The organism is Paenibacillus sp. GCM10027627 (assembly GCF_042675505.1).
GTDB lineage: Bacteria > Bacillota > Bacilli > Paenibacillales > Paenibacillaceae > Pristimantibacillus.
The window spans coordinates 522,068-545,188 of record NZ_JBHTHB010000002.1 but is presented as its reverse complement, the minus strand read 5'-3'; the positions used below and the strand labels follow the sequence as shown (position 1 = coordinate 545,188).

General features: G+C 52.2%; 20 protein-coding genes and 1 riboswitch. Of the genes, 12 read left to right on the top strand and 8 right to left on the bottom strand.

Translation table 11 applies throughout. The features are described 5' to 3' along the window. The first annotated feature begins 114 nt into the window (after window positions 1-114). The 9 genes from ACFQZE_RS10430 to ACFQZE_RS10390 are packed head-to-tail and all read left to right on the top strand — an operon-like array spanning window position 115 to window position 10,703. Window positions 115-1,332, top strand: coding sequence for a nucleotidyltransferase domain-containing protein (locus tag ACFQZE_RS10430; RefSeq protein ID WP_379356485.1), 1,218 nt, complete (start codon window positions 115-117; stop codon window positions 1,330-1,332). Window positions 1,333-1,362: 30 nt separating this feature from the next. After that, the gene (locus ACFQZE_RS10425; RefSeq protein WP_379356483.1) at window positions 1,363-1,998 is read left to right on the top strand and encodes an acyltransferase; all 636 of its coding nucleotides are present in this window, start codon (window positions 1,363-1,365) and stop codon (window positions 1,996-1,998) included. Continuing rightward, the gene (locus ACFQZE_RS10420; RefSeq protein ID WP_379356481.1) at window positions 1,995-3,278 is read left to right on the top strand and encodes a glycosyltransferase; all 1,284 of its coding nucleotides are present in this window, start codon (window positions 1,995-1,997) and stop codon (window positions 3,276-3,278) included. The genes ACFQZE_RS10425 and ACFQZE_RS10420 overlap by 4 nt, the downstream gene beginning before the upstream one ends. Then, window positions 3,217-4,272: a glycosyltransferase family 2 protein gene (locus tag ACFQZE_RS10415; protein WP_379356479.1), complete on the top strand. Its 1,056-nt coding sequence runs from the start codon at window positions 3,217-3,219 to the stop codon at window positions 4,270-4,272. Before ACFQZE_RS10420 ends, ACFQZE_RS10415 begins: the two co-directional genes overlap by 62 nt. A gap of 15 nt (window positions 4,273-4,287) precedes the next feature. Further along, window positions 4,288-5,445 carry a polysaccharide pyruvyl transferase family protein gene (locus ACFQZE_RS10410; RefSeq protein WP_379356477.1) on the top strand — a complete coding sequence of 386 codons (1,158 nt, stop codon included), beginning with the start codon at window positions 4,288-4,290 and terminating at the stop codon, window positions 5,443-5,445. Between the two features lie 8 nt (window positions 5,446-5,453). After that, window positions 5,454-6,650, top strand: coding sequence for a glycosyltransferase (locus ACFQZE_RS10405; protein WP_379356475.1), 1,197 nt, complete (start codon window positions 5,454-5,456; stop codon window positions 6,648-6,650). Window positions 6,651-6,653: 3 nt separating this feature from the next. Beyond that, window positions 6,654-7,886 (top strand): glycosyltransferase, encoded by a 1,233-nt coding sequence (locus tag ACFQZE_RS10400; RefSeq protein WP_379356473.1) that lies wholly within the window; start codon window positions 6,654-6,656, stop codon window positions 7,884-7,886. A gap of 1 nt (window position 7,887) precedes the next feature. Then, window positions 7,888-9,144: a glycoside hydrolase family 88 protein gene (locus tag ACFQZE_RS10395; RefSeq protein ID WP_379356471.1), complete on the top strand. Its 1,257-nt coding sequence runs from the start codon at window positions 7,888-7,890 to the stop codon at window positions 9,142-9,144. Beyond that, window positions 9,141-10,703 (top strand): lipopolysaccharide biosynthesis protein, encoded by a 1,563-nt coding sequence (locus tag ACFQZE_RS10390; RefSeq protein ID WP_379356469.1) that lies wholly within the window; start codon window positions 9,141-9,143, stop codon window positions 10,701-10,703. Before ACFQZE_RS10395 ends, ACFQZE_RS10390 begins: the two co-directional genes overlap by 4 nt. Before the next feature lie 54 nt (window positions 10,704-10,757). Here the strand turns inward: ACFQZE_RS10390 and ACFQZE_RS10385 are convergent, their stop codons facing one another. Then, window positions 10,758-14,225 carry a right-handed parallel beta-helix repeat-containing protein gene (locus ACFQZE_RS10385; protein ID WP_379356467.1) on the bottom strand — a complete coding sequence of 1,156 codons (3,468 nt, stop codon included), beginning with the start codon at window positions 14,223-14,225 and terminating at the stop codon, window positions 10,758-10,760. A gap of 197 nt (window positions 14,226-14,422) precedes the next feature. On the opposite strand from ACFQZE_RS10385, the gene galE reads away from it, so the two are divergent. The 3 genes from galE (at window position 14,423) to ACFQZE_RS10370 (ending at window position 16,914) form a co-directional block, all read left to right on the top strand. Continuing rightward, window positions 14,423-15,460 carry a UDP-glucose 4-epimerase GalE gene (gene galE / locus ACFQZE_RS10380; protein WP_379356465.1) on the top strand — a complete coding sequence of 346 codons (1,038 nt, stop codon included), beginning with the start codon at window positions 14,423-14,425 and terminating at the stop codon, window positions 15,458-15,460. Window positions 15,461-15,494: 34 nt separating this feature from the next. Then, window positions 15,495-16,553 (top strand): glycosyltransferase family 2 protein, encoded by a 1,059-nt coding sequence (locus ACFQZE_RS10375; RefSeq protein ID WP_379356463.1) that lies wholly within the window; start codon window positions 15,495-15,497, stop codon window positions 16,551-16,553. A 101-nt stretch (window positions 16,554-16,654) separates the two neighbouring features. Then, window positions 16,655-16,736: riboswitch (cyclic di-GMP riboswitch) on the top strand. A 16-nt stretch (window positions 16,737-16,752) separates the two neighbouring features. Then, complete coding sequence (locus tag ACFQZE_RS10370) at window positions 16,753-16,914, top strand: hypothetical protein (protein WP_379356461.1); 162 nt, start codon at window positions 16,753-16,755, stop codon at window positions 16,912-16,914. A gap of 11 nt (window positions 16,915-16,925) precedes the next feature. Here the strand turns inward: ACFQZE_RS10370 and ACFQZE_RS10365 are convergent, their stop codons facing one another. The 7 genes from ACFQZE_RS10365 to ACFQZE_RS10335 all read right to left on the bottom strand — a co-directional run bounded on the left by ACFQZE_RS10365 (window position 16,926) and on the right by ACFQZE_RS10335 (window position 23,090). Then, window positions 16,926-17,255, bottom strand: coding sequence for a helix-turn-helix domain-containing protein (locus tag ACFQZE_RS10365; RefSeq protein WP_379356459.1), 330 nt, complete (start codon window positions 17,253-17,255; stop codon window positions 16,926-16,928). 109 nt (window positions 17,256-17,364) lie between these two features. Next, window positions 17,365-19,170 carry an ABC transporter ATP-binding protein gene (locus tag ACFQZE_RS10360; RefSeq protein WP_379356457.1) on the bottom strand — a complete coding sequence of 602 codons (1,806 nt, stop codon included), beginning with the start codon at window positions 19,168-19,170 and terminating at the stop codon, window positions 17,365-17,367. Between the two features lie 30 nt (window positions 19,171-19,200). Then, on the bottom strand, window positions 19,201-19,638 hold the full coding sequence (locus ACFQZE_RS10355; protein ID WP_379357030.1) for a lasso peptide biosynthesis B2 protein: 438 nt from the start codon (window positions 19,636-19,638) through the stop codon (window positions 19,201-19,203). Then, window positions 19,616-19,939 (bottom strand): lasso peptide biosynthesis PqqD family chaperone, encoded by a 324-nt coding sequence (locus ACFQZE_RS10350; RefSeq protein WP_379356454.1) that lies wholly within the window; start codon window positions 19,937-19,939, stop codon window positions 19,616-19,618. The genes ACFQZE_RS10355 and ACFQZE_RS10350 overlap by 23 nt, the downstream gene beginning before the upstream one ends. Next, a complete protein-coding gene (locus ACFQZE_RS10345; protein ID WP_379357028.1) occupies window positions 19,933-20,868 on the bottom strand; it encodes an aldolase in 936 nt (311 codons plus the stop codon). Before ACFQZE_RS10345 ends, ACFQZE_RS10350 begins: the two co-directional genes overlap by 7 nt. A gap of 124 nt (window positions 20,869-20,992) precedes the next feature. Further along, the gene (locus ACFQZE_RS10340; protein WP_379356452.1) at window positions 20,993-21,130 is read right to left on the bottom strand and encodes a paeninodin family lasso peptide; all 138 of its coding nucleotides are present in this window, start codon (window positions 21,128-21,130) and stop codon (window positions 20,993-20,995) included. A gap of 16 nt (window positions 21,131-21,146) precedes the next feature. Further along, window positions 21,147-23,090, bottom strand: a complete 1,944-nt coding sequence (locus ACFQZE_RS10335; protein WP_379356450.1) for an asparagine synthase-related protein — start codon at window positions 23,088-23,090, stop codon at window positions 21,147-21,149. Window positions 23,091-23,121 lie beyond the last annotated feature (31 nt).

The window sequence follows — 23,121 nt, the reverse complement described above, 5'->3', positions numbered from 1 at the left end:
AGCATAGGCGATTGACATAATAATAGGGGAGTGATAATCTGTAGTTGTGTTCGTTTTATAGAACAAAACTATTTTTTTGTTCGTTATTAATGATTGAGCGTGAAGGAGTCCCCCATGAAAACCGACATTATTCTCCATACTGGAGAATTTTCGCAGGAACTGCGGCTATTGCTGGCTTTGCTCGAAATGGATGAAGGCACCCCTATGACCTTTGAGCATTGGGAGCTGATGCAGGAAACAAGCTGGCCCCAGTTTATTGAGCTAGCCCGGCATCATCGCGTGTTCCCAACGATAAATCGCACACTTCAGGAGCTGAAGACATCCCTTATTCCGTCCTTCGTTACGGGACAACTCGCGCGCGATTATTATCGAAATACATTGCAAATGCTCGCCTTAAGCGGCGAAATGGAGCAGCTTTCTTCCCGATTTATGTCGAGCGACATCCGTGCGCTTTTTTTAAAAGGGCCCGTCATCGCCGCCGATCTGTATGGAGACATTTCCTTAAGAACGTCGTGCGACCTCGATGTTTTGGTTCCGATTGATCAGTTGGAGGCGTCGGAGTCGCTGCTTGTTTCTCTCGGCTATGAGAAAGACGACTATTTCACCAGCGTGCTGAACGATTGGAAGTGGCGGCATCATCATATTACGTTTCTTCATCCGGAAAAAGGGATTAAGGTCGAAGTCCATTGGCGGCTTAGTCCCGCCCCTTCCAGCGAACCCTCCTTTGAGGAGCTGTGGAGCCGCAAGCGGCAAAGTCCGCTCGTTAATCGCCCGATCTTTTATTTGGGACGGGAAGATTTATTTATGTTTTTGGTCTCCCACGGCGCCCGGCATGGATGGTCGAGATTGCGCTGGCTGCTCGACATTAAGCAGCTGATGAGCCAGCCGGTCGACTGGAGCAGACTGATCGCTCTGCTGCGCAAGCATCAGCTTTTGCATATTGGCGGGCAGGCCGTCAGCCTTGCCGCTAAACTGCTGGCCGCGCCGCTCAAGGAGGAGATGAGGCCGGTTCTTGCATGCCGCAAGGCCGAATGGCTGGCGGAGGATACCTTGTTTTATGTGCGGAGGATGGTCAACTTGCATAGTCCGCCAGTGCCCAAAGAGGTGGAGCGTTACCATAAGCAATATTTGTTTGCGCTAATGACGAAACGGCAGAAACTTATTTTTCTGGCCAGCCTGCTCCATCCTTTGCCGGAAGACGCTTTGACGCTGCCGCTTCCCAAAAAGCTGCATTTTCTCTATTTTCCGCTAAGGCCGATTTTATGGCTGACAAGAAAAGTATCGGGGCGCTCCAAAGAGGGCGGAGACAAGGGAAACCGAGCGACGGCCTAAAGAAGGCTTTGAGAAGGGAGGAGATGCGGGATGGGAGCTTTGCGCCAAGTTGTTCGAACGTTTCGCCGGCAATACGAGGACCGCGGCTTTGTTAGCATGCTTGCGCTGAATAAGCAGCAGTTTTTTGGCTTGCTGCGAGCGTGTCTCGTCAAGATTTTGTATGCCGGGCGGTTAAAGGGCGGCATTTTTTTTATGCAGGCGGGCAGTTCCATTGAGCTGCTCAGCAGAGGGGCGCGGCTTAGCGTCGGCAAGTTTGTGTTTATCCGAAAAAATACAAGCGTGCGAATTGATCACCGGGGAGAGCTGCTGCTTGGCGACCACGTTTTTATTAACGACAATTGCACCATTAATTGCGTCGGGCGGATGAGCATCGGCGCCTATACCAAAATTGCGCCCAATGTTTGCATCAACGACCATGACCATAACTTTAGAGATGCCAGAGCCGGACATTTGATTGTAAGCGACGTTACGATCGGCCGGCATGTGTGGATCGGAGCGAACGCCGTTATTTTGCGGGGGACGGTCATTGGCGATTATGCCGTTGTGGCTGCGGGCAGCGTCGTCAAAGGGGAAGTTCCGGCACATACGCTGTATGTCAATAAGAGGGAGAGCCGAATGATCCCGATCGGGCAACGGGAACCTTTTCCGGCCACAGCATCGATATGAAAAAAAACATCTTAATAACCGTTTACGATATGGAAATTGGCGGGGTGGAGCGCAGTCTCATCAATATGCTGCGCAGCTTTGATTACGAGCGCTATGACGTGGATGTGCTCGTTTGCTCCCATCGCGGCGAGCTGCTTCGCGAGCTGCCGGCTGGGGCTTCGCTGTTGCCGGAACGGGGCGCGTATACTGTTTTTCGAAAGTCATTAAAGGAATGTGTGCGGGAGGGGCGGGGCCTATCGGTTCTTGTTCGTATGCTGGTCAAAGCATTGGCGGCTGCAAAGGCCAAGCGGCTGGGCTTAACGGAAGGCTCGGGCTATATTCAGCTCCAGCTGACCTCCAGCATTTTGGCCCGTATGCTGCCCCCTCTTCAAAAGCGCTACGCCGCGGCTATCAGCTATGCATGGCCTCATGATTTTGTGGCGCACCGCGTCCAGGCGGACAAGAAGCTGGCTTGGATTCATACCGACTACAGCAAGCTTGCGATCGACAACAAGCTCGATGAGCGGATGTGGGCGAAATACGACGGGATTGCGTCCATTTCGGATGCGTGCTCCGATTCATTTCTGGCGCAGTATCCGGGACTCTCCAGCAAGCTGTCCCTGATCGAAAATATTACTTCTCCCTCTTTTATCCGCAAAATGGCGGAGGCGGGGGAAGCGCCGGAGCTTAAGCGGAGCAGCTTCAACATCGTTTCGGTCGGCAGGCTTTCGTATGTAAAAGGATTCGATATGGCGGTAGAGGCCATGCTCCTGCTGAAAAAGAAGGGATATGCCGGGCTGAAATGGCATATTGTCGGCTTTGGCGGCAGCGAGGCCGAGCTGCGCTCGCTTATTGAAAGGCATGGGCTGCAGGAGCAGTTCATTTTGCTCGGGAAACAGGAAAATCCTTACCCTTATATAAAAGCTTGCGATTTGTACGTGCAGCCTTCCAGATATGAAGGCAAAGCCGTTACGGTGACGGAAGCGCAAATATTGGGCAAGCCGGTGCTCATTACCCGGTATCCCACATCGGGCAGTCAGGTGAGGGAGGGAGTGGACGGCGTTTTTTGCGAAGTGTCGCCGGAAGCGATTGCCGCAGGGATCGAGCGATTGTACAAGGACGAAAGGCTGCGCCAGCTGCTGTCCTCCAATTTGGCGCTGATCGATTATGGCAATAGCGGCGAGCTGAACAAGCTGTACCGCTTCATCGAAGGCGAGAGCAAGGAAGGGGGAGAGCGGATTGAGGGAAGCGTCGAAGCTCGGTTGGAAGCCGAAAGTGAGCGTCATTATTCCCGTGTATAATGCCGAGGCGCATTTGCGGGAATGCGTGGAATCGCTGCTTGCCCAGTCGCTTCGGGAATGCGAGTTTATTTTTGTCAACGACGGCTCTTCGGACAGCAGCGCATCCATTCTGGAGCGTTATCGAAGCAGCGACGAAAGAATCATCCTCATCCATCAAACCAATGCGGGAGTGAGCGAAGCGCGAAATGCGGGTTTGCTCTCGGCTAGCGGAACCTATATCGGTTTTGTGGATGCGGATGATTGGGTGTCGCCCCATATGTACGAAACGTTGTATGAGGCGGCGGTAGGCCATAGCTGCGACGCCGTATTTTCAAACTATATTCAAGGGGACGAGCAATCCGGCACGGTGATGCGCCTTCCGATCCCTGATGGAGCGAAATTGGATCAGACTTTTATCCGCCATACGCTTCTGCCTCTTTATTTGGAATCGGATCAATACAATTCCGTCTGCAACAAGCTTTACCGTAGGGAGCTTGCGAGTCGCTGCGGCGTTGCTTTTCCGAAAAAGGTGGCGCTAGGCGAGGACGGACTGTTCAATATGAAGTTTCTTGGCGTATCGGAATCCGCTCTTTACCTCGATTACGCGGGGTATCATTACCGGGAAACGGCGGGGAGCGCGACACGAAATGCGGCCGTCGATTATTTCGCCAGAACGGTCGAGGTGTACCAGGCGGAGCTGCCGCGCGAAGCGGTTCAATCGTTGAGCGGGGAGCAGCTTCTACTGCTGCGGACCAATAAGTTCGTCCGATCCGCCATGTCGGTCATTCATTCCTATTATTCGGAGGAAACGCCGCTTTCTTTTGCTAAAAAATACAAATACGTCAAATCGATGTTGGGCCATTCCGAGCTGAAGACGGCTCTCTCCCGCTACATTCGGCAAAACGGGAGCGGGATGGGAAGATACGAGCGGCTTTTTATACGAATGATGAGCTTGGAATCGGCGCTTGGCCTGTATGGAGCCGCCGCTTATAGCCGGGCCAGAAACAAATCTTGAAAGGGTGGATTACCTATGAAAATTATGATGTACGCGCATGGAGGCTCAATGAATCGGGGGTGTGAAGCGATTGTCCGTTCTTCAGCTTCCATCATTAAACAATCCATTCAAAAATCAAAAGTATATCTGCTGTCCGACAATCCGGATTCTGACGCCATCATAGGCAAGCTCGACGGCATTTATGACGGCTCCGACCGGCCGCTGGCGAAATATACGTACGATTGGCTTGTGTCGTCGATTCGAAACAAGCTGTTTCAAGACGAGTCGTACGCGCTTGGAAAAATTCATACCAACATTATTAAACATATCGACGATATGGACGTCTGCTTGTCCATTGGTGGCGACAACTACTGCTACGGCGAGCAGCCCGGCTGGTACGAAATTAACCGCAGGGTGAAGCGAAAAGGGAAAAAGCTGGTGCTGTGGGGCTGTTCCATCGGCAAAGAAGATTTGTCCCCGCGCAAGCTTGAAGATTTAAAGGGATATGACTTGATTCTTGCACGCGAATCTCTTACTTACAATACGCTGCGGGAGCATGGGCTGACGAACGTCAAGCTATGCGCAGATCCCGCTTTTACGATGGAAAAAGAGGAGCTGGAGCTGCCGAGGGGCTGGCAAGCGGGCAACACGATCGGCATTAACTTCTCTCCTCTTGTCTGGAAAAGGAATGAGGCGTCGAGGGGAGCGGTGAGCGAGCTGATCCAGCATATTTTAAATACGACGGATAGTACGATCGCGCTCACCCCGCATGTCATTCAAGAGGGCAACAACGACTATGACGTGTTGAAGCTTTATTTTGAACAATACAAGCATACCGGCAGAGTCATCCTGCTCCCCGACCATTTGAACGCGATTCAGTATAAAGGATATATCGCCAGAATGCGCTATTTTATCGGGGCGCGTACCCATGCGACCATTGCGGCTTACTCCAACGCGGTTCCAACTCTAGTGCTTGGATATAGCGTCAAATCAAAAGGGATCGCCCAAGATTTGTTCGGGGAAGAGAAGCTGGTGCTGGGCATTCAAGAGCTGTCTAGCGGCAAATCGCTGATTGCGGCTTTTGAGGAGATGGCGGAGCAGGAGAGCGAGATAAGAGCAAAGCTGCAAGAGTCCGTCCCGCGCATTCAACAAATGTCCCATTTGGCCGTCAACTATTTAGCCGAGCTGGCGTGAGGTACCGGATGAAAAAGAAACTATTGTTTGTGATGCCAAGTCTCGCGGCCGGGGGCGGGGAAAAAAGCCTCGTCACGCTGCTTGCCCATCTCGATTACGAGCAGTATGACGTTGATTTGTTTCTGTTTAACCCGGAGGGCATCTTCATGAGCGCTCTGCCTAAGCAAGTTCGCCTGCTCGAAACGGGAGCCGCTCATGCCGTATTTTCGCTGCCGCTGCTTCAATCGCTGCGCGCCATGATGGCGGATCGCTCCCTTCGGCTGATGGTGAATCGGATCGGCTATTTTTTAAGGAACCAGTATCGCCGCGGCAGTTCCGTCACGGAGCAGCAAAGCTGGAAGTATATCGCGAGCGCCTTGCAGCCGCTGGAGCAGAAATACGATGTCGCCATCGGTTTTTTGGAGAAATCGTCTACTTATTTTTGCGTCGATAAAGTGCGCGCCGACAAAAAAATCGGCTGGATTCATATCGATTACGACAAGCTGGGAATGGATCCTCATTTCGACAACCCGTATTTCCAGCAGCTGGATTATATCGTGACGGTATCGGAGGAGTGCGAAAATATTTTGAAAAGGCGCTTTCCGCAGCAGCAAGACAAAATCCGCACGATTCACAATATTGTCTCCCCTAAACTGATCAAAGGGCTGAGCCAAGGGCAAAGCCGCGACGTCTACGGCAGGAAAGGGAAGGAAACGATTCTTCTTTCCATTGGGCGGCTGCATCCGCAAAAGGGGTTTCCGCTTGCGATTGAAGCTTGCTCGAAGCTGATTGCCGGCGGGTATAACGTACGCTGGTTTATTATTGGCGACGGAGAAGACAGGGAGATGCTGGAAGCGGAGATGAAACGGCATCGTCTGGAAGGCATTTTTGAGCTGATTGGCCTAAAGGAGAATCCGTATCCTTATATCGAGCAATGCGATATTTATGTGCAGCCCTCAAAGTTTGAAGGGAAGTCGATCGCTATTGACGAGGCCAAAATATTGGCGAAGCCGATTATTGTCACGAATTTCAGCACGGCCAGAGATCAGATTCGCGATGGAATCAACGGATTGATTGCGCCCATGGATGCCGATTCACTCGCCAAGACGATTGCGGGGCTGATCGACCAGCCTGAGCTTGGTAGCCGCCTAAGCCGCGAGCTGTCGCTGGAGAAGCTCGGGACGGAAGAAGAAATGGACAAGCTGTACGAACTTGTGGGAGGGTGAGTCATGAAGCTGAAATTGTTGTTCGTCATGAATCATCTGGATTGCGGCGGCGCGGAAAAAGCGCTGGTCTCCTTGCTGCAAGTGATTGACTATGAGCGTTATGAAGTGGATTTGCTTCTGTTTAAGCAGGAGGGGTTGTTTCTGGGCCATGTGCCAAAGCAAGTTCGCGTGCTTGTGCCGCCAGCGGATTATCGCTATTACGATATGCCGCTGAAGGAGGCCGCCTTGCAGCTATTGAAAAAGGGAGCTGTCCGGGGGCTGCTTGCCCGCTTGTATTTGGGGCTGGTTATGCGGACGGAAGGCAATGCGGCCAAGCGGGAGCAGCTCGCCTGGAGACATATTGTGCGGACGTTCGAGGGGCTGGAGGGCAGCTACGATGCGGCCGTTGGCTTTTTGGAGAAAACGCCGATTTATTACATTGTCGACAAGGTGGAGGCCAAAACAAAGATCGGCTGGATTCATACCGATTACGTCAGAATGGGGATGGACGCCCGGCTGGATGAGCCGTATTTCCGCCGATTGGACCATATCGTTACCGTGTCGGAGGAATGCGGCGGGACGCTGCGGCGCGAATTTGCGAACTATACCGGCAAAATCAAGGTCATTCAAAATATCGTTTCTCCCGCCGTTATTCGGCGGATGTCGGAAGGGAAGAGCTCCGCTTTGTCCGTTGGTTCGGCTTTGACCGGGGGCTCTATTCGCATCTTGACCATTGCCCGGCTTCATCATGCAAAAGGAATTGATTTGGCGATTGAAGCCGCGAGCCTACTTGTCGACAGAGGTTATCCCATCCACTGGACCGTGCTTGGAGAGGGGGGCGAGGAGGAACGCGCACAGCTGGAGGCGCTCATTCAAAAGCGGGGATTGGAGTCCCGATTTAAGCTGCCGGGAGCGGTAGACAATCCTTATCCTTATTTGAAGGCGGCGGATATCGTCGTGCAGCCGTCCCGCTTCGAGGGCAAGTCGATCGCAATCGATGAGGCGAAAATATTAGGCAAGCCGATTGTGACGACCAATTACAGTACGGTGACGGATCAAATCCATCATGGAAGCAACGGGTGGATTGTGGAAATGCAGCCTCGCGCCATTGCCGAAGGGATCGGCCGGCTAATCGAGGAGCCGGAGCTGAGGGCGGAGCTGGCAAGCCGCTTGGCCGATGAGAGGCTCGGGACGGAGGAAGAAGTGGTCAAGCTGTACGAGCTTGTGCATGAACAAAGGTTAGGGGCGGTGGGATAACATGGGCATCGAAGTTGCGGGAGCTGCCGCGGCGGTTCTATTGATCATTGTTGTGGGGGCCGTACTGCTGCTGGATTTTATGCCGATCGCGGGCACTTGGCTTGGCCGCATCCATATCGGCAGACATCCCGAAGAGGGGAAATGGCATGTTTCCGTTGCCCGGAGGAGCCTGAAATGGTTGAACGACACGCCCATTGCAAAAGTAACCGACAATACCCGGCTTACCGTAATCGACCGGATCAAAGGGCAATATTCGGCGTCGGCCTTGCAGGATTGGCAGCAGGCGGCTTTGCTGCTGGGGCTCGCGGAAGGGCTGGAGCGAGAGGAACAGTCAGCCGTTCGGGCGGAGATCGATGCTTTTTTGGCTTCGAAGTTTGATGCCGGGGGCAACTGGAAAAAAGCGCCTCTTCATGTCGACTCGGCCATTTTGGCCTATGCCGTTATGAAGGTTCCAGGCCTAAAGATTGAAGCCTATAAGCCGGCGATGGATAACATTCATAAGCTGCTTCTCGATCATGTTGGCGACGATGAAACGGTTCGGTACCGGAAGTCGATGAGCCATTATCGTTATGTCGATACGATCGGGTTTGTATGCCCGTTTTTGGTAGCCTATGGGATGAAGTTTGGCGATCCCTCCTCTCTGGAGCTGGCGATGAAGCAAATCCGCGCTTATGTGAGGTTTGGCTTTCATGAGCAGACGGGGCTGCCGTTCCATGCTTATGACGCCAGAAGCCACAGTCCGCTAGGGCTTGTCGGCTGGGGACGCGGGCTCGGCTGGTTTGCGATTGGGCTGATTGACATGTGGGATGAGCTGCCCCGCAATCATGCGTTCAGGGCAGAGCTGCGGCCGATAATCGTCTCCTTTGCGAAAGCCGTCTTGAACGGCCAGCAGCCGCATGGCGCGTGGAACTGGACGGTAACAAGGAGCGAATGCCGGGCGGACTCGTCGGCCACGGCTATGCTGGGCTGGTATTTGGCCAGGGCAGCGGAAATAGCAGAAATAGAAGAATCCGCCGCAAACGGGGCACTCCGCTCGCTGGCGTTTTTGAGGAGCGCGACGCGCAGAGACGGCGCGGTCGACTTTTCGCAAGGGGATACAAAAGATATCGGCGTTTATTCCACACAGTTCGGCTTGCTGCCGTTTGCTCAAGGATTTGCTTCGAGGCTCGGGCAAAGAGCGCTTCGCGAGAGCCATGACCGGGGGCAGGGGCAGGCGGGCTCCGCAAACGGGAAACGCCATGAATGGGCTTCTCCATGAGAATCAAAAATACACTGCTCAACGTCTCGGCCGGTTTGCTGAATCAGCTCATTATTACTGTGCTCAGCTTTGTTTCGCGAACCGTCTTTATTAACAGCCTTGGCGTCGATTACCTTGGCGTCAATGCGTTGTTTACAAGCCTGCTTGCTATGCTGACGCTTACGGAAGCGGGAATCGGGTCCAGCATCGTTTACAATTTGTACAAGCCTGTAGCGGAGCGGAACCGGCTTAAAGTGCTCGCTTTGATGAAGCTGTACCGCAATACGTACCGGATTATTTTTATTGTGGTGATGGCGCTTGGCCTTGCCGCGCTGCCGTTTTTGGATCTCATTGCCGGAGAAGCCGGAGTGGAGCATTTGGAGTGGGTTTATCTTCTTTTTTTGGCCAACACGGCCGTTCCGTATTTGTTTGTGTACAAACATTCTTATTTGAACGTCAACCAAAAAAATTATATCGTGACATTGGCATATTCTTTGGCCTCGATACTGTCCACATCCGTTCGGATCGCGATTCTTTTTTATACGGAAAATTATTTGCTCTATTTGCTGGTGGACACCGTCATTACGATTGCGACCTCCATTGTGCTCGCCCGAATGGTCGACCGGAAATATCCTTATCTCCGGTTTGGCGCAGCCGATACGCTCGATACCGAAACGAAAGCCAGCTTTATTAAAAACATGAAGGCGATCTTTTTGCAAAATGTCGGTGCGTATTTCATTTTCGGCGTCGAAAGCATTCTCATTTCCACGTTTATCAGCATTACCGCAGTCGGCATCTATGCCAATTACAAAATGCTGATCGATATTAGCCGAACCTTCTTGAACCAGGTGTTCAGCAGCATGTATCACAGCGTAGGCAATTTAGTGGCTAAAGAAAGCAAGGATAAAATATTCCAAGTGTACAAAGTGATGCTGCTGTTGAACTTTTGGTTGTACTCCTTGCTCGCCATCGGCATGTATTTGCTCATACAGCCTCTTATTTCGGTATGGCTTGGGCCAAAATTTCTAATGGAACAATGGATTCTCGTTGTGCTGATCGCCATGTTTTATGAACGCGGGATGCGCAATACGATTACGACGGTGAAGACGACAGCGGGCATTTTTCACGAGGACCGGTACGCTCCAATCTTTCAGGCGGTTTTGAATTTGGCGCTCTCCTATTTCTTCTTGCAATCGTACGGGCTGATCGGAGTGTTTATGGGAGGTTTTGCGAGCGCGCTGGCCGTTCCTTTTTGGACGACGCCTATGCTTGTATACAAAAAGGTGTTTCATAAGCCGCTTCGCCTCTATTATATGACTTACTTTTTATATGGCTTGGCGGGACTTGCCGCTTTGTTTGCGTCCAGAGCGCTCATCGGCTTATTGCCGGGCACAAGCTTTTTGACTTTGGCGGCGCAAGGGGTAATGGTTGTTTTGACCGTCAATACGATCTATCTTCTTCTTTTTTTCAGAACGTCCGAGTTTGCCTATTTGCTGTCGATCGCTCTATCGTTTGCGTCCAAGTTTGCGCCTTTGCGGAACCGCTTGCCAGTCCGTCTGCTGCAAACGCTCAAAAAATAAGAGGCCATTCCCGGTGACTTTCGTTCCCGCAGAATGAGCCTCTATTTTATTCGTTTAAGCGATAACGCCGTATGGCCGAAATACGGCCTGGCTCGCGACCTTTTGCCATGTGACGCTTCCGTCCGAGATTAAGGCTCCCATCGCGCTTGGCCATACGGGTGTGGAGGTTCCGGTCTGCCCGTTCAGCATCGCTTCAAAAACAAACCCGCCCGCTTGAATCCGGTCGCCTTTCATTTTGGCGGTGGAAGCGGCCCAAGCCGTTCCGGAGGCAATGCCTGTCGTTACGCAAACCCAGCCGACATACGCCCCGGCAGCGGGAGCCGCATTCCCGTACAGATCGCCTTTAAACCAATGCCCGGAATCGGGAGGAGCAGGTCCTCGTACAGCGGGATCATAGTCGATATAGACGCCGGTTTCCGGCGCGGGTAAATTGATTTGCTTAAATACATTGCGTGCGCTCGCAAACGTTTTGACGGCTTTTTTGTTGACGCTGTTGTAGTACTGGAGCGCGAGCGGCGTAGTTCCGGTGTACGTGAAATGAGAGTTTTTGATCAGCAGACTGATGGTAGCGGTAATGTTGAATACATTGGTCAGCAGGAAAGCGAACCCGGCGTTTTCAATGCGGAATCTGCAGCCATCGGCTTCTATCCAGCCGTAGCCGGTATTAAATTCCCCTTGGAAGCAGTAGGTGCTGGCGGTTGCAATCAAGTCGCAGTCTGCAAGCTTAGTGATAGGCGATTCGCCTGGCGTGTTGATGTTTCCGACTTTGACGACGGAATCGGACAGCTTGCAGCCCGTAAGCAAAGCGATGCGTTGCTTAGCGCCAAAAATGTGGTTGTTCAGCAAGCTTTTTCGAAAGCGGCAATCCGTGTACGAAACCGTCTCTGGAGAGGTCGCTTGATTTCTTGTCTCCATTCGCAAATGAAGGTTTGTAAAGATGGAGCCCACCGTTTTGTTGACCCGGAAATAAACCTCCCTTTGGATGACGGCGCTTTCGAAGGTGCTGTTTTCCACTCGATTGGCCATAATGATCGGCGAGCCCGTAAAATATTCCGTCCATAAAAACCGGTTGTTGCGGCATATAAATTTGTCGTCGTCTTGCAAAGTAAAGTTGGAAGTGTCGATAAGCGTATTGCCGTGATAATAAACGTCGTATCCCGAGCCGCTCAAGCTTGCGTTGGCGGTATTGACAAGCGTATTGCTTTCGATATTGGCATAGGCGTTAGGCAAATGGGCGGTCATAAGCCCGATCCCGTTTTGACAGCGGTACAGGAAGTTTTCTTTCACCTGAGCCACTTGAAGCGAGTACAAATTAATGCCGACGCCGCCAAGGTTGTAGAAATGATTGTTATGAATTTCAATCGACCAGCATCCGATAAGAATGCCGTGGAACAGATTAAAAAATACATTGTTGCGAATGACGCAGTTTTCCCCGTAGGAGTCTTCCTGATTAATGCCATAGCGAGTCGGATCGGTAAAAATAGGCTTGTGGTCGAGCAGCCCGGTGCCGTCGTGAATGACATTGTTTTGGACAGTGTTGTAATTGCCGCCGAGTGTAATGCCGCCTCTGTGCAAGTTATAGATTTCATTGCTTTCAATAAGGATATGATGCGGCGTGAGGCCGTATTTGAGTGTGATTTGCATATTTTTTGTCGTGAGCGTTTCCTGATTGAAGACGAACCTGAACTTTTTGGCATCGGGCGGGATGGAGATGGGGGCGTATATTTTTTTGTTGTCATAGCGGCTTAAATAAGAGTTGTCCGCAGCGTAATAGGCGATATCGACTTCTTTAATGTTGATGGCAGTCTGCCTAGCGTAGCCCGATCCCGCAATGAGGAAAAAGTTGTACGGGTCGGCCGGCAAATTGATCATTTGCGACACGAGCGTTTTTCCCGTTGCGGCGATAACGGCGCCCGTTTGGCGATCCAGTTCGCCCACCGCAAGCCCGAGAGCAAATTCGGCGTAATCGTAAGGGGAGACGTTGTTGATCGACACTCCGTCGCCCATAAAACTGCTGATTTTACAGTTGCGGACAGAGCAGTAGGAGGAGCCTTTTGTAATCAAAATGCCGTAAGTGCCCTCTAGCGTTGCTTCCTGTGGCGAGGCGAAGCTCCGATCAGCTTTGCAGCCAATTAAAACTAAATTTTTGACATGGGAGTTGTAAGCGCCTTGTATTTTGATACAAAAGCCGTTGTTAGCAGCGGTAGGGAAGTTGAAAAAATCAGTAGCGCCTGGCCTTGTGTCAAACGGCGATTTCAGCTCGGAATCGTAGATGACTTTCAGCGTGGAGCCGTTAAAATCAACGGTTAAATTGCTTTGTGTAATCATGATGCTGTTAGGGTAACAAATCGCATATTCGTCCGGCGGCAGCACCAAGTTGTTATATCCGTTTTCCGCCGCCCATTCAATAGCGTTGTTCAGCCCTTGAATATTAGAGTCTGCCTGCACGTAATTTTGAATGGTATAAGGCTTGCTCGGAAGTCCCGGAACGATGCCCCATCTCTCTGTCTCTATAAAATAAGTGATGGCGGCCCCATCGCCATTGGTTCCCGGTACGCCTTGCGGCCCCTGCGGCCCAGTGGCGCCAGTCGGCCCGGCGACGCCTTGTGCTCCGGCAGGTCCTGTTGCTCCCGTAGCCCCTTTTGCCCCGGCAGCGCCCTGTGCTCCAACGAGTCCTTGCGCCCCGGCGACGCCAGTTGGCCCCGTGAAGCCCGTCGGTCCCGTTGCTCCGGTTGCTCCTTTCAAACCAGAAGGCCCTTGCGCCCCTGTCGGACCAATGAGTCCGGCGGTGCCCGTCGTTCCAGTGGCCCCTGTTGGCCCGGTGGAACCTGTCAGTCCAGTGGCCCCTGTTGCCCCGGTGGAGCCCGTCAGACCAGTGGCCCCTGTTGGCCCGGTGGAACCTGTCAGTCCAGTGGCTCCCGTTGGCCCGGTGGAACCCGTCGTTCCAGTAGCGCCAGTTGGCCCGGTGAAACCCGTAAGCCCCGTCGCGCCAGTTGCCCCCGTCGCTCCTTTTGCTCCAGCAGTTCCTTGCGCTCCGGCTGCCCCTTGAGGCCCTGTCGGCCCAGCAGGCCCAACCGCTCCCGTCGCGCCCGCGAGTCCTTGCGCTCCGGCTAGCCCTTGAAGCCCTGTCGGCCCAGCGGGTCCAACCGCTCCCGTCGCGCCCGCGACGCCTTGCGCTCCGGCTGCCCCTTGAGGCCCTATCGGCCCAGCGGGTCCAACCGCTCCCGTCGCGCCCACGAGTCCTTGCGCTCCGGCTGCCCCTTGAGGCCCTGTCGGCCCAGCGGGTCCAACCGCTCCCGTCGCGCCCGCGACGCCTTGCGCTCCGGCCGACCCTTGCGGTCCCGTCGCCCCCGTTGGACCCGTCGGCCCTTGCTGGCCGTATCCGGCTGGAAATGCGGAAGGTTTAAGCTTGCCCGTCGTCGTATCAAGGATAGAGTTCATATCGGCTTGCAATTGCGTATCATCATAAACGAGAAAAGGTTGTCCGTTCACGTCAAGGTAACCGTTTTGATTTGCGGCCATGGGCTCACCTCTCATTTGGGCGGAAAATAGTTGCTCTTGACACTATATGAAAGAAGATAGAGCGGTGTACATTCATATTCGCTATTAGGAAAACTTGCCCAAAGTTGTTCGTTATTAGAGACAAAAACGCAGCTATCTGCTACAATGTTCTTTATAAAGAACGAAAGTTCTTATTACAGAATGCGGAGGAGATCACATTGGCTATACTCGTTACGGGCGGAGCAGGTTATATTGGAAGCCACACATGCGTTGAACTGCTGAACGCGGGCTTTGACATTGTTGTCGTCGATAATTTGTCTAACAGCCATCCAGAAGCATTAAAGCGTGTTGGGGAAATAACAAACCGGTCGTTTCCGTCTTATTTTATCGATTTGAAGGATCGTGAGTCGCTGGACCATGTGTTTAAAGAACATGGAATCGATGCCGTCATTCATTTTGCAGGGCTGAAGGCGGTAGGGGAGTCGGTGCAATCTCCGCTCAAGTATTATCATGACAATTTAATGAGCGCGACAACGCTATGCGAAGTAATGGAAGCAAACGGTGTACGAAAGCTCATATTCAGCTCGTCCGCAACCGTATACGGAGCCCCGGAAACGGTGCCGATCGACGAGAACGCTCCGCTTGGCGCTATTAATCCTTATGGACAAACGAAACAAATGATTGAGCAGATATTAATGGATTTATGCCAAGCGAGACCGGAGTGGAGCGTGGCGATACTGCGCTATTTTAATCCGGTTGGAGCGCATAGCAGCGGGAGAATCGGGGAAGATCCAAGCGGCATCCCCAACAATTTGGTCCCTTACATCGCGCAAGTGGCCGTCGGCAAGCTGGCCGAGGTGGCCGTTTACGGAGATGACTATGAGACGGTGGACGGCACAGGTATAAGAGACTACATTCATGTGACGGATTTGGCGATTGGACATCTTAAGGCACTTTTGAAAATTGAACAAGGCTCTGGCTTATACACTTACAATTTGGGAACAGGCAGAGGCTATAGCGTTCTGGAGATGATTGCCGCGTTTCAGAGAGCGTCCGGACGTCCTATTCCGTATCGCGTGACGGCAAGAAGGTCTGGCGATATAGCCGCTTGTTATGCAAGCACGCAAAAGGCGAACGAGGAGCTGGGCTGGCGGGCGGAGCGGGATTTGGAAGCTATGTGCGCTGACACGTGGCGCTGGCAGTCGATGAATCCCGGCGGCTATAAGGAGCTGGTCTCGCTAGCACAGAAGGGATAAGAGCTACTAATTCCGCAAGGTCGAGGTGCTGTCCGTGAGCGAAGTTTGTATTATCGTACCGGTTTACAACGCCGGGCAAAAGCTGCATCGCTGCATTCGCTCCATTTTAAGCCAAAGCTTCGTATTCTGGACCTTGCTGCTCATCGATGACGGCTCCAGTGACGACAGCTCCCGCATATGCCAGGATTACGAAAGGCTGGACATTCGGATTCGGCATTATTCCCAAAGCCATTCCGGCAGCGTAGCCGCCAGACGCAGAGGGCTTGAACTGTCGGCATCGCCCTATATTATGTTTGTTGATGCGGACGACTGGATTGATGCCGCGATGCTGGACAAATTGGTGTCGGCAGCCAGACGCGACAACGCGGACATCGCGGTATGCAATACGTACAAGGTGCTCTCCGAAACGGCCTGGCCCAAAAGGATGAATAGAAGCTCTTACTTTCAAACGGAGAAGCTGTATGGGGAACAGGAGGTTCGGAGCGAGCTTGTGCCCGCTTTTTTGCATGGACATCCCTTCCCGCCGCAGCTTCACGGCAAGCTGTACAAACGGGATTTGCTTGCCGCAAGCGGCAATTACGCATCCCGCATCGCTTTTTTCGGAGATGACTTGTTTTTTAATTTGGAAACGTTCCTTCATGCCAAATCCGTAAAGGTCATTCCGGACGCCCTCTATTACTACAGAGCGGGAGGGCTGACGAGCCGCTACATGCCGGATCTTTTTCAAGATATCGTCAGCGGCTATGGGATTCAGAAGGAAGTGGTGGAAGCCTTTTACCCCGACCGTTTGCACGACTACTATACCGGTATTCGCCTCATGTTGCTCAATACGCTGCTTGCCTGCCTGCAAAACTTGTTTCAAGGGAGCTTGTCGGGACAAGAGCGGTTGTCTGCCATTTCGGGCTATTGCGCCCACCCCGTTGTAAAAGAATGCGTGAGCGACGATTCCGCCGCCCGCCGGTGCCCGCCGGATTATATTCGCGCTATTCGATTCCAGGACAGCACCTATTTGTATAAGCTCGGAAGAGGCCACTACCGAACGGGACTTCCGAAAAAATGGATGATGAATGCGATTTCGAAAATGACTTTCTAACATTTTCGACAAATTGAGAAACAATCTATCAAATTTTGGAGACACGAACCGACAGTATATGCAAGACGAATCAGTTATGATGGATATCGTGGACCAATCTTAAGGAGATGGGAGACGGAGAAATGCGTTTAGTATCTGGGCACCTTAAACGCATGGAGTCAGTGGTGCAACCGGCCCCGACGAAATGGGGGATATGAGGATGATACGATTTAAGTCGGACAACCAGCAGGAACTGGATGCGGAGTGGGTAGAGCTGATGTTATATGCCCGCGCAAAAGGGCTCACTGTCGAAGAAGTGAGCAAAGTTCTGCGTATCCTTCAAGAGGAAGGGCATTCCTTTATACAAGAAAGCGCTGTATAAAATATACAGCGCTATTCGCGTGCGGATTTCCATTTATTAAATTCCAAAAATTCTTTGAACTGCTCCTTGCTGACTCCGGAGGCCATCGCTTCCCGGACCAGCTCTTCCCAGTCCCGATCGAGCGAAGCGCCGGCTCGTTCGGGTTGTTCGCTGTTCACGAACTCCTCTACAGGCACATGCAGTACCTCGCCTATCTTCTCCAAAAATTGTATCGAAGGATTTTGCTGGAGGCCCCGCTCTATAGAGCTTAAGTACGACTTGGCAACTCCTGCACGCTGGGACAGCTCCGTTAATGAGAGGCCCTTGCGTTTCCGTAGCGTTTGAATGCGTTGTCCGATCATACAGACCCCTCCGTTATTGCTCGTTGCGTTATTTTTTCTATTATAACGAATTTATAATAAATACGAAAGTCAAAATGACGCAATTAAGCCTTTCTGAAAACGGGGCCTGTCAAAAAGAGACAACGCCTGACTCGGTTTGCAATTGAAGCGACCGCCCGAAGTAGCTGTTTTGATCCCTCGCCAGTGTGGCAAAGCCGCCTTCTTCCACGATCCGTCCGTTTTGAAGAACAAAAACGCGATCCGCCGCGCGCAGCGTTGACAGCCGATGAGCGACGATAATAATCGTCATGGAACCTTTAAGCCGTTCAATGGCTTCTTGAATATTGCGTTCGTTTTCCGCGTCGAGAGAGCTTGTTGCCTCATCCAGCACAAGAATGGACGGTTTGCGAATAATCGCTCTGGCGAGCACGAGCCTCTGTCTTTCCCCGCCTGAAAGTCTTACCCCTCTATCTCCAATGACCGTATGAATTCCGTCAGGCAATCCGCGGACAAATTTCTCGCATGAGGCGAAAGCGAGCGCTTCCCAAATGTCCTCTTCGCTTACTCCGGGAGCGATAAGCTCCATATTTTCTTTAATCGACGCATGAAATAAGAACGGATCTTGCGGAACGTAACTGATCGATTCGCGATAAGCTCTCAAATTTTCCGTCGTAATCGGGCTGCCGTCCACTAAGATTTGTCCTGCGTCAGGAGCTATCAAGCCCATGATAATATCGATCAAGGTGCTTTTTCCGGCGCCGGAAGCTCCGGCAATTGCGGTCGTCGTATGAACGTTCAGCCGCAAATTAATATTTTTCAATTGATAGTCGGACTCGGATTTGTTGTATTTGAAGCCGATGTTCAGGCATTCGATCTGGCGGTTAATGTTCATCCGCTCATGCGGCGCAAGCGTTCCCGCGAGTTGTTCTGCGGCTTTCCTGCATTCCGTTTGCAGAGTCAGCAGCGTCGTGCATGCCGGCACAAGCGAGGAGAGAGCTTCCACATTCGATTGAATCGCCGTAAATCTTGGCCAAAGCCTCGCAAAGATGATCGTAATCGTCAGCAGCTGCATTCCTTGCGCTTGAAACAGTATAAAGCATACCAAAATAAAAACCGCGATAAGCAGCGTTGAGACCGTTTTGTAAAGGAATTGCGAGTTCATCCGCAGCTTAATGTAGGCCGATTGCTCCCGGAACATCTTTGTCGTGACTCCATCCAACCAGTCCAGCCGGGCACGCTCCATCCCATTGCTTTTGATATCCTTCATTCCGTTGATTTGATCCGTAATGCCAGCCAAGTAGTCCTGCGCATTTTGCGAGGTTTGGCCCCCGAGCTGCTTGGCGCTTTTGATGAAACGTCTGGAAGCCAGTGCAAGCAGCGCGCCGCTGATTAGTACAAACAGGGTAAGCATCGGCGACAGCCAAAAGGCGATGGCGATTTGAATGATGGTAAAAATGACCGATGCCAATAGCTGCAAAAAGGTATGCGTAGCTCCCAGCACGCGGGCCAGCTCCGTCGTCAGCACATTGACGAGATCGGAGCCCCTTTTGTCCAGAAAAAAAGGCCAGTTCGCCTGCAGCAGCTCGCGGTATGTTTCCATCCGGAGATATTTGGCGAATTGGCCCTGCAGCTCAACATTTCGAATCATGACGTAGCGATGGATAAGGTTGTGGAGAGTGGTCGCGGCCGCATATATGCCAAGCACGATGCAAAGTCCGGTTACAGGCGAAAATCCGCTTAGAAGCTCCGATATCCATAAAAAATAGCCTCCGCCCATATCCAGGCTGACGAGCCCGATGAGGCCGAGGAGAGGAACGAGCAGCAGCACGCCTACGCTTTCGAGAAAGCTGCTGGCTACCATGCCGAAAACATTGCGATAAAGTGCGGCCCCCGAATAATCATGCAGTCTTTTAATATAATGAAGGACAACTTTCATAAAGCCAGCTCCTCTTTGGTTCAGTAGAGTTCAAACGGCCCGGTTGGCAAAAGTTTCGACGACAACAAAGTTTTTCATCTCGCTGGCGCCGCTTAAATAAATGGGCCCGCTTCTCAGCCAGGCGTGAGCGATTAGCTTGCCTTGCTTGTCTTTGCCTGTGCCTAAATAAAGCGTGCTCGAAATGCCGCGTTTCTCCAGCATTTTCATGCCCGCGATCGCGCGAACCAAACATTTGCTTTCCCAAAACGTATATCGGCTCATCACATCAAGCGCAGTCGAAATCGCCTTCAGCTCACGGCGCAGAACAGTGTCTTCGCAATGCTCTCCCGTCACGTCCGCCCGAATGCCGAGCGAGGGGGCGAGTTTCGCAAAAGGGCGAAGCAGCTTCAGTCTAGCTGCTCCCAGATAAAGGAACGCCTCCAGATACAAATAGACGGCGCGCCGGTTAAGCCCGAGCAGCGCTCTCATTTTGCTCAACAACAAGGATCAACCCTTCTTTCTTCAGGTTGGTTAAAAAGGAGAATACATGACTCTCGCATTCCTCGCGGCCGACCTCAAACTGCTCCAGTAGCGATTCAATCAGTTCCTCAATGGACACCGGCTCAGCAATGGCATCCCAAATTTGTCCGCCAACTTGACCCAAGTTGTAATAGTTTCCGTTTTTTACGCTTAGCATCACTTTTTCCCCGCCCATATCGCTAACGATATTTTCTTTGCAGGATGTGACAATGTCGGTTTTGACAAGCCCTTCCGAATGCGCCATTACCATGACGATCGCTCCTTTTGAATAGTTTGAAGCATCAGTTCGTGCAAACGATGGAGACTGTTGCCTCCTTGCGGCCTATGGAGCCTATGCATGTCAATCCGGTTCGCAAATTGCGCGAGCGTGCTGAAATGCCATTCCATTAGTCCAAGCCGCTTGAGGAGAAAGCCGCGGAATGTATGTTGAAGCAGCGTATGAAAGCGTTCCAGCCCGTCGATAGGGGAAATCGCAGCTGCGTCGTGGTCGCTTTTTACAAGTTCAATAATGCCTGCTAGGGGCAAAGGTTCGCTGCAAAAACGGGCCTGAACGGGGACGGCAAACTTCGTTTCCCGCTCGAATAGAGGTTTAAGCTCCGCAGCGTCCATGCCGAGCATATCGATCGTCTCTTGCCAAATTTTTTGTTGGGGATAGGCAGGCAAAACAAATGGCGTACCCCTCTTATCCAGCGTAAGGGCAATTAAATCGTCGCTTAACAAAGCATAGTTTTGGTTCAGCAATGAAGAAGTTAATGTAGATTTGCCGGCTCCGGAATGGCCGACGATGGCGTAAGCTTTGCCGTCAATGGCGACGGCGCTGCCGTGAAGCGGCAATAGACGGTTTTGCATCAAAATGACGCCCATGCATGTGCCAAGCACATAAAGCCTAATTTTATCCAAGTTTCCTTCCTTAGAAGGGGAGATGAGAATGTCATTGCCTTGTCTCATGGCGAAGATCGCAGTATCCGGTACCCGGATATAGACCGTTTCTCCATCGAGCGCAATGTAATCGCTGATCGGGGAAGCGGCGCTCCAAGCGGGCCCGAGATCGCAGAAGGATACGTTTAATGCGGGGGAGGGCAGAGGTTCCTCCGGCTCCATGAGCGGCAGCTCCGGCAGCGGAAGCTCGCTTTCGATTCGAAGGCCAAACGAGCGGTACACAACTTTGCGGCCAACCATTGGCACTGGGATCACCTCGTAATTGATGTCAAATGCTAGTTTTTGGGGGAGATGCCCCTGTACGATGTCATACAAAGGCATCCGGTCATGATAAAATGCGAGGAGACGATTGCTGTGGAATAAATTAGCTGTAGTTAACGACATCGTGCTCAGTCGCGTCCGGATCCGGTTGGTACGCGTCCGGTCTAGCTATGCCAGGACCCGCCATAGTCAGGTTGACGTTCAGTACTTCCAGTTGAGGCTGTTGCCATTCTTTTTTCATTCGAAATCACCTCCCTTCATGCGTGTTTTTGAATAAATCGGCGGAAAATGAGACTGCGCATCAACATCCGAAATTCGGTGTCAAAGACGATTTCGGGTTTTGGCGAATGTTCAATCGCCGACAGCGCCCTCGTAAGCTCCGGCACATTCAAATAGCCGGCAATGGCGGGATCCCCAATAACTCCCCGCAGCTCGCTCAAAAGCTCGTTCCAAGCAGGCATCATCCGGTAAAGGCCGTCCGCGCCTTGGATGCCCCGTACTTTTTGGTTAAGCCGGATGCTGTCGGGCAAGTAGCCGCTTGTTGAACGGCGGATCAATGAACGCCCGTAGCCGTCCTGGACAAATTGATCATGCGGCAGCGACAAGCAAAAACGGACGACGCGCAGGTCGTTTGTTGCATCGCGCTCCCAAAGCTTATGGCGCAAGGACTGCTTGCATCCAACGGTGCCCGTGATGGTCCAATAATAGAGCTGCTCGAACTGCTTTTGCCTAACGTCGAACACATCATGCGAAGCTTGGCCCCAAAAGTCGTAGCCATGCGATTCCAGACGGTCATACACCTTTGTCCGCTTCGCGAATTCGGGGTTGATTAGGTCAAAAGACGGCTGCTTCGGCTCCGGTCCCTTTTTAAGCAGTCGGACGAGTCCGGGAAAAGCTTTTTTGCCCACTATAGGGTACAGGCGCGATTTTGGAACGCTCAAGTTGCCGCTGTATAAAGTCATTTCCCGATAAAGCTTAAACAGCTTCATGCGGCGCAGCAGCGATGCTTGATAATCGAGGACGGTTCCCCAAGAAATCGTCCAGTTTCCGCGGCTTCCCGTCAGCAGCACGCCAGCATTTGCACTTTGGGCCTGCTCGTAAATGCCTTTGGTCCAAAATGAATTTTCATAAAATTTATAGGGCGTTTCCATCAGTTCCAGCCAGTCGTCCACTTCGGTCAGCGGATTTTTTTGCGGAAAATCGAAATATTGATCGTGAATGTTGCCGACATGGTTTACCGTTTGCCGTATATTGTCGCGTTCGTTGGCGACCCGGCTTCTCGGCGTCCAATCGTTGAAATGGTCAAGCGGCACATAACTGAACGTGTGCAGCTTTTTGTTCTGCTCCCGCAGCTCCCGCGCGGCAAAGCTGACAACGGAGCCTGAATCGAGGCCGCCGCTTAAGTTGGCGCCCACTTCCCGGAAGGTGCGGAGCTTGGAAGATACGGCCGTTTGAAAAACGTCCCGGAATGCTTCCTCATACTCCTCATTGGAGCGAAGCTTAAGCGGTTTTTGCGGCGTGATCGTACAATATCGCTGAAAGGACAGCTTCTGCCCCCGTAAAACAAAGCTATGGGAAGGGGGGAGCTGTTCGACTTGCTTGTAAACGGTGGCGAATAAATCGACCGCTTCCGTCGTGATCGGAATGGCAAGAAACTCCGAAATCCAGCTTTCGCTTAAGGACCGCTCTACGCCGGGCAGCTCGAAGAGCGGCCGAATGGTGGTGCTGAAGGCGATTAACCCTTCGCTTTTGGCAAAATACAGCGTTCGCGTGCCTGAAAAATCGCGGGCGCCGAATAGCGACGAATCGCTGCCGTCCCATATGATGAAGGCAAAGTCACCAACCAAATGAGCGGGGGCTTCCTGTCCCCATTTTTTGTACGCCAGCAAAATAAGCAAACTGTCAGTCATCGCGCTCCGCTCGGCGGCTGGAATATGCAGCTTGTCGAACAATTCGGCGCGATTGTCCAATATAGCGTCTGCCGTTATAGCCAAATTGAGATCCGAACGGTAATAAGGTAGAGCGTCCATACGGGATTCCGGCGTAATCCACTGGCTGTGGCAGCCTAAAAAGATACCGTCGCCCTGCCAAAAATCGACGGCGTCCGCCGGATACTGATTGAAATGCCTCATGAGCAGGGGACCCAGCTCAGGCGATAGGGATTGACGGTCAAGATGATAAATGCAGCTGATGGCGCTCATGGGTTCCTCCTGGATGATGGTTGCTTAAATG

What these genes read in the sequence shown, in the direction of transcription:
- ACFQZE_RS10395 (WP_379356471.1), top strand. Translation starts at nt 7,888, where the DNA reads ATGGGCATCGAAGTTGCGGGAGCTGCCGCGGCGGTTCTATTGATCATT.
- ACFQZE_RS10355 (WP_379357030.1), bottom strand. Translation starts at nt 19,638, where the DNA reads ATGAGAGCGCTGCTCGGGCTTAACCGGCGCGCCGTCTATTTGTATCTG.
- ACFQZE_RS10370 (WP_379356461.1), top strand. Translation starts at nt 16,753, where the DNA reads ATGATACGATTTAAGTCGGACAACCAGCAGGAACTGGATGCGGAGTGG.
- ACFQZE_RS10335 (WP_379356450.1), bottom strand. Translation starts at nt 23,090, where the DNA reads ATGAGCGCCATCAGCTGCATTTATCATCTTGACCGTCAATCCCTATCG.
- ACFQZE_RS10385 (WP_379356467.1), bottom strand. Translation starts at nt 14,225, where the DNA reads ATGGCCGCAAATCAAAACGGTTACCTTGACGTGAACGGACAACCTTTT.
- ACFQZE_RS10400 (WP_379356473.1), top strand. Translation starts at nt 6,654, where the DNA reads ATGAAGCTGAAATTGTTGTTCGTCATGAATCATCTGGATTGCGGCGGC.
- ACFQZE_RS10425 (WP_379356483.1), top strand. Translation starts at nt 1,363, where the DNA reads ATGGGAGCTTTGCGCCAAGTTGTTCGAACGTTTCGCCGGCAATACGAG.
- ACFQZE_RS10350 (WP_379356454.1), bottom strand. Translation starts at nt 19,939, where the DNA reads ATGGTAATGGCGCATTCGGAAGGGCTTGTCAAAACCGACATTGTCACA.
- ACFQZE_RS10365 (WP_379356459.1), bottom strand. Translation starts at nt 17,255, where the DNA reads ATGATCGGACAACGCATTCAAACGCTACGGAAACGCAAGGGCCTCTCA.
- ACFQZE_RS10420 (WP_379356481.1), top strand. Translation starts at nt 1,995, where the DNA reads ATGAAAAAAAACATCTTAATAACCGTTTACGATATGGAAATTGGCGGG.
- ACFQZE_RS10390 (WP_379356469.1), top strand. Translation starts at nt 9,141, where the DNA reads ATGAGAATCAAAAATACACTGCTCAACGTCTCGGCCGGTTTGCTGAAT.
- ACFQZE_RS10405 (WP_379356475.1), top strand. Translation starts at nt 5,454, where the DNA reads ATGAAAAAGAAACTATTGTTTGTGATGCCAAGTCTCGCGGCCGGGGGC.
- ACFQZE_RS10430 (WP_379356485.1), top strand. Translation starts at nt 115, where the DNA reads ATGAAAACCGACATTATTCTCCATACTGGAGAATTTTCGCAGGAACTG.
- ACFQZE_RS10340 (WP_379356452.1), bottom strand. Translation starts at nt 21,130, where the DNA reads ATGAAAAAAGAATGGCAACAGCCTCAACTGGAAGTACTGAACGTCAAC.
- ACFQZE_RS10345 (WP_379357028.1), bottom strand. Translation starts at nt 20,868, where the DNA reads ATGGTTGGCCGCAAAGTTGTGTACCGCTCGTTTGGCCTTCGAATCGAA.
- ACFQZE_RS10360 (WP_379356457.1), bottom strand. Translation starts at nt 19,170, where the DNA reads ATGAAAGTTGTCCTTCATTATATTAAAAGACTGCATGATTATTCGGGG.
- ACFQZE_RS10410 (WP_379356477.1), top strand. Translation starts at nt 4,288, where the DNA reads ATGAAAATTATGATGTACGCGCATGGAGGCTCAATGAATCGGGGGTGT.